The sequence below is a fragment of the Collinsella aerofaciens ATCC 25986 genome (genome assembly GCF_964259375.1).
GTDB lineage: Bacteria > Actinomycetota > Coriobacteriia > Coriobacteriales > Coriobacteriaceae > Collinsella > Collinsella aerofaciens_BO.
The window spans coordinates 1-5,170 of sequence record NZ_CAXVJM010000031.1 but is presented as its reverse complement, the minus strand read 5'-3'; the positions used below and the strand labels follow the sequence as shown (position 1 = coordinate 5,170).

Annotated in this window: 5 protein-coding genes, 1 tRNA gene and 1 pseudogene; all 7 read right to left on the bottom strand. The window is 55.5% G+C overall.

Annotated features, from left to right (window positions below; translation table 11 throughout):
• Positions 1-285 precede the first annotated feature (285 nt).
• Complete coding sequence (locus ACEXKH_RS09500; protein WP_373573925.1) at positions 286-1,443, bottom strand: hypothetical protein; 1,158 nt, start codon at positions 1,441-1,443, stop codon at positions 286-288.
• A 447-nt stretch (positions 1,444-1,890) separates the two neighbouring features.
• Positions 1,891-1,965 (bottom strand) — tRNA-Val (locus ACEXKH_RS09495).
• Between the two features lie 138 nt (positions 1,966-2,103).
• A pseudogene (locus ACEXKH_RS09490) lies at positions 2,104-2,893 on the bottom strand (DUF3825 domain-containing protein).
• Positions 2,894-2,938: 45 nt separating this feature from the next.
• Positions 2,939-3,454, bottom strand: a complete 516-nt coding sequence (locus tag ACEXKH_RS09485) for a Fic family protein (RefSeq protein ID WP_373573924.1) — start codon at positions 3,452-3,454, stop codon at positions 2,939-2,941.
• Positions 3,451-3,636 (bottom strand): hypothetical protein, encoded by a 186-nt coding sequence (locus ACEXKH_RS09480; protein WP_373573923.1) that lies wholly within the window; start codon positions 3,634-3,636, stop codon positions 3,451-3,453. Before ACEXKH_RS09480 ends, ACEXKH_RS09485 begins: the two co-directional genes overlap by 4 nt.
• A gap of 11 nt (positions 3,637-3,647) precedes the next feature.
• A complete protein-coding gene (locus tag ACEXKH_RS09475; protein WP_373573922.1) occupies positions 3,648-4,337 on the bottom strand; it encodes a helix-turn-helix domain-containing protein in 690 nt (229 codons plus the stop codon).
• Complete coding sequence (locus tag ACEXKH_RS09470) at positions 4,318-4,986, bottom strand: DUF3990 domain-containing protein (RefSeq protein WP_373573921.1); 669 nt, start codon at positions 4,984-4,986, stop codon at positions 4,318-4,320. The genes ACEXKH_RS09475 and ACEXKH_RS09470 overlap by 20 nt, the downstream gene beginning before the upstream one ends.
• Positions 4,987-5,170: the final 184 nt, after the last annotated feature.

Genomic DNA, 5,170 nt, shown 5'->3' with positions numbered 1-5,170 from the left:
CCCCCGGGGGGCGGCGGCCACGCCGCCGCCCTCCTTCCCGGCACCCGCCCGGCCGCCCCCGGGGACCTCACGCCACGGAACCGGGCCATCTACTACGTTTGGCCCACATCCCCCGACCATGACGTCTCGGGCAAAAATAAAACCGCAGGTAGACGGCCTGCGGTTTTCGCGAAATACGGGGTATGGTCGAGGGGTCGGGGCTAAGCGTAGTAGATGGGCCGGTTCCGTGGCGGCGGCGTCGCGCGCAGCCGACCGAGGGCGCCCGGAGGTGAGTAGGGCACCCATCTAACGACCGATTTCCAGCCAATTGCACAATACGTTGGCTCGTAACTCCATTTCCGTTGTCTTTTGCGCCTTAGTTTTGCACCTATAGCGCAAACCCAAGCGCGAGCAAAGACTTCGCACGATCGCATCAAGCTGCTCGGCATCGTTAAGCATGTCGTGCGTAACCAGGAAGACGTCATACCCCATACTTTGCAGCGCGGTCATGCGTTTGGCATCGTGGTCGAGCACGGCGCCTGATCCGTGGATGACCTCGCCCTGAATCTCCACGATGCCTGCCTTCATTATGGTTGGATTCACGATCACGATATCCCCGTAGCAGACTTTTTGCCCTGCAATGCTCTGCGCCGATGCGGTTAGCGGCGTAAGGTCGTTGACGTAAACGTTTCTAAAGCCGGCACCGCCGCGAGAGCGAGGAAGCGATAGCAATAAAATTCCTGCAACTTCGAGCGGAGAAGCGGCTATACCCGTCACCAGCTGCGCGGCGTTGTAAAACTTCGTACCCCACTTTCGTTTTTTCATCTTACTGGCGTACTCATGAAGCTCGCGTATTTCGATAAGCGGCTTCCTCATCCAGAGCGAAGTGCCCTTTAGTTTTGTGACCTCATTCGTCTTCTTTTGTCCGTTGGTCCCCTTCGTATTTACCTGTTCCTTGACTTTTATGCGAGCATAAACGCGCTTCCATTGTGGCTCGTCTTGGCTTTCATTGAGGTCAAAGATGGATTCGGTCGTTGCATTCTCGGCAGCGTCTTTGGCTTTGTCTAGTTCCGCTTCTGCTGCGGCGGTGAGCTCAAAGACTGAGAACCATCCGCAGAATTCGTACATGGCAAGGACAAGATCGGTTGGAGACACAAAGCGCGCCATGGTAAATAGCGTCGCAAGTGGATTGGTAACCCTAAAGCTCATCGCGGTTTCCAGCGTGCTGTCCACCCCAGAAGCATCATTACAGTGGATAGTTGTCCGTAATCCCGAATGGTAGTTAACGCCACCGGGCACTGTTGTGGTAATAATCGGAGTCTTAAGGACGTCGACTACAAAGGGCGATTGAGATAGGGCACGCCAGCCGTCTTCGGAGTTGGGCAGGCGCGGATAGAGATCGCGCACCTGCGGCGGGCAGCGCCAGTAACGGAATGCGGTGTTTGCGCAGACGATTTCGTCCATTTGCGCCTCCCCTGGTTTCGGCCATAGGCCGTGCGGATTGCGGACATCGCCGATTATCTACTGGGGCATCATGCGGGTAAGTACCGGAAACTGACCAAACGCTGACCAAAAAATGGATGGGATGTGTTGAAAGGTTGTCACGAGGCGTGAATGTGCTGGTACGAGCTGTGAGCCAGTGGTCTCTGTCTCCACAATTGCGTATGAATCATGCCAAGAATTCATTGAAAGAGCGCGTGAGCTATTTTCAAAATGGTCAATGACGTCACTTAAAGTTAGTCAACGAACGGAAACTTTATTCAATATGTAGGAATTGTGAAGGGGACATAATCAATAAAAAACGAGACCCCATTTTAATAAAAATCGAAAATTTGGTGTCAGTTTTGGTGTCAAGCTTGGTGTCAAAAAGATAAAGGCCAGAGGCTTAACACCTCTGACCTGCGCTTTTGATGGTGGGCGATACAAGATTCGAACTTGTGACCCCATCCGTGTGAAGGATATGCTCTACCCCTGAGCCAATCGCCCGTCGCCTTTCGGCAAAAGAGATACTAACATAGCCGCGCGTGGTTTACCAAGAACTTTTTGCCCTCGATTTTAAATTCGTGGGCGCCAGTCAAGCCAATGCGACCAAAGCAATCGAAAAACCCACAGCTAAAGCACCATTTATCGCTTGATCCACGAAGTCTCGGGGCGGCAGATCAGTCGCGCGTTGTTGTAAGCCATGTCGAGCGTAAGGCAGGTGCGCGCAGCGTAGAAACCGTCCTCGCGCTGGATGGTCAGCGCCAGCTCGGGCTTGTCGCCGGTTAGGCACAGCGGCAGCAGCAGTTGGATCCGGCCGCCGTAGAACTGCGGCACGGCAAGCGTGTAGTTGGCGGCGGCGCGGCGGGCGGCCTCGACGACGGCACCCTCAAAGGCGCGGCGCAGCAACAGCGAGTTGCCCTCCCCCATCAGGCTGGCGGGAATACGCGTAAGGTTTTCCTCGTCGCCCAGAATGTGGTCGATGTTGGAGCGGATGGGCAGTCGATAGTCAAAAACCAGCTCGGAGGGGTCCTCGGCAAAGCGCACGCGACACGGCAGGTACTCAAACGAGACCAGCATGGGGGTCGCTTTCCTTAAAGAAGCCCTTTAAAAACCAGCGCTGGCGCGCGGCGGGCTTGGTGTTGGGCTCAAACAGGCCGTAGATGGTCTCGTAGCGGCGCGTGTACAGGCCGGTGTTGAATAGGCAGCGGTCGTCTTCGAACACCAGCGGCAGGTTGGACGGGGCGGTCTGGTCCACGTCGCGCTCGGTCAAAAACACCGCGCGGCTAAACGAAAACGACAGGTAGTTTTTGAGGATGCGGTTGCCGGGACCCCAGTCCTCGGGGTCGGCAAGGTCGGCCAGGCGGTCGTAGCAGGGCTCGGGGCAAAACGCAAAGTCGCACACATTGCTGCACAGGGTGCTGGGGAGTTCCATGTGGTGTCCAATCCATTCAATTACCAACGTGCGGATGGTTTGATTCTATACAGGCGAAGCGCAGTCGTGACACACAACGTAATTGCGCCTAAGCTCTTCCGCGAGATCGGCGCGAGAGCGGTTTCCAGATACGAGGTCTTGGATCCAGACGTAGTACTGGTTGTCATTGGGCTCGGGACTGTCGGACAGCACGACCGGAGTGCTTGCGAATCTTAGAACGGACAACGCAAAGACAAGGCTGGTGCGTTTGTTACCGTCCTCAAAGATGTGGTCCTTGACCATGTGCTCAGCAACGTAGGTGACCTGGTCAAAGATGTCAGCGAAGCGGTCGGCCGGCGATTGGCCGAATATCGTACAGAATGCACCCGCAAGCACGGACTCGACGCGTCCAAGCTCAAGCGCGGCCCGGTCGCCTGTGGCGTCGGTTGTATAGCAGCGCCCGACCGTCATCAGCGTGCTGTGTAAGCGCATCGCAGCCGCGGCCATAGCTTCGAGGGAACCGGCATCATCAAGCACGAGTGGCGCGAACGGATGAGCGCCCCGCTGCGTAGCCGCCATCATGAGTTCTCCAAGAGCCTGAGCGCGTTGGGCATGCCCGCTATGGTCTGCCGAATAGCTTCGTCGATTGACGTGATGCCGTCGAGCAAAATCGGTGATGCTGAATTTACCTCGAGCGCAGATGAATGATCTTCTTGAGCAACGCGATTGACGCCGTCATCTAGTTGAACGTAGTTCCAAGGCATGACTGCCTCCTCTATAGCTTTACGGACGGAATAGCCCGCGAGTCGTACTCTAGGGCAACCGGTTGCCAGACGAGGTCTTCGATGGCGCAGCTTAGGGTGTTTGCGAGCGCCAATGCCGAAGAGACCGAGGCGCGGCGCAAATCCAGCTGATTCTGTTCGTAGAGCTGTATAGCGCGAAGTTTAACCCCCGATTGGGCGGCCAGCTGTTTTTGCGTTAGGCCGGCCGCCTTTCGTGCCGCTTTGAGGCCCTTTTTGTCTGCCTGGGCTTTGTTCCATTTATCGATGACAATCTCTGCGAATGTATCTTCCGACGCCTCGTGAAGCGGGGAATACGAACCGATAATCCAATCAAGCGGGGCGACTTCAAGAAGGTCGCTAAAACGCAAGCTGCTCGCCCATTGCGAATAAGCCAAAACCCAGCCCGCCCAATACTGAGGCGAACGGTCGAACGGATAGGTCTCCCTGCATTCGACGGGGGTCAGTCCCGCATGGGCGATAATATCGCGCGCGAGCTCGTCGCCCGACATGCCGCAGACGACGCGAGGTATACCGTGCTCAAACTGTTTCATCTCAAAAGCGTTTGACAGGATCGCCGTCAACTCGGCTGGACTCAGCCCTTGGTCGCAGAGGGCGAATTCGACTGCCTCGCCCAGCGTTCTCATGGCATCCTCGAGATACATCTCACTGTAGGCGTGGGTCATTTTCTGTCATCCCCTCTCGAACGATATCGACGATACGAATTCCCTCAAACGGGTTTTCGGTAAGCAATTCCCGATACTGCGCCCTTGCCAACTCATCTCGGTCCTTGGCCAATGGGCCATATAGAGCTTGTGGCGCACGTTCAAATCCAGCAAAACGAATGCTCTTGAACGCGCGCTCGCTTTTGAGCACAATCTGTTCTCCAAGGTTGCCGAGCCTCATCGCTCGACCGAGCTGGTCAATGGTGATCGTATTGTTTACAAACGCCCTGGCATAGCTGAAGTACGAGTCATCCGCAAGCCACCCTCTAATCACATCGTAAGCGTTAGCATCAGGCAAAAAATGATCGCGAAGGTATTCGCATGCCCCCACAGCGACGGCGGTGTCCTTTCGGAATGAACGATGCTCTACAAGCAACGCTATCCAATGCAGAACTGAATATTGCGGCGATAGCAGGTCGAGTACCTTGAGATCGGCCATGTCGAGTTCATATCGATTTGCAAAGCCGTCGGCATCACGCGAGCACGCCCATTCCCTTGCAAGGTCGAGGCTCTCTGTGCAATAGAATCCCTGTCCATAGTCGTTATGGACTTTTCCCAGGCCAATCTGGGGAGTCTCAATGATCTTCTGAGAACCATGCCACAGTTTCACGCGAGTCTCCTAACAGGTATCGCCCTAGCGATAGTATAGCACACTATCGCTAGGGCGATACCTGTATTCAAAGAGCAAGAGGGTGAATGAAACCGAGTTTGAGTTCAATCCTTGATTCTCATTTTCATTGCAACAGCCTCAGGACTCAGCGCAACGCGTTGCGCTGAGTCCTGAGGCGCGAATC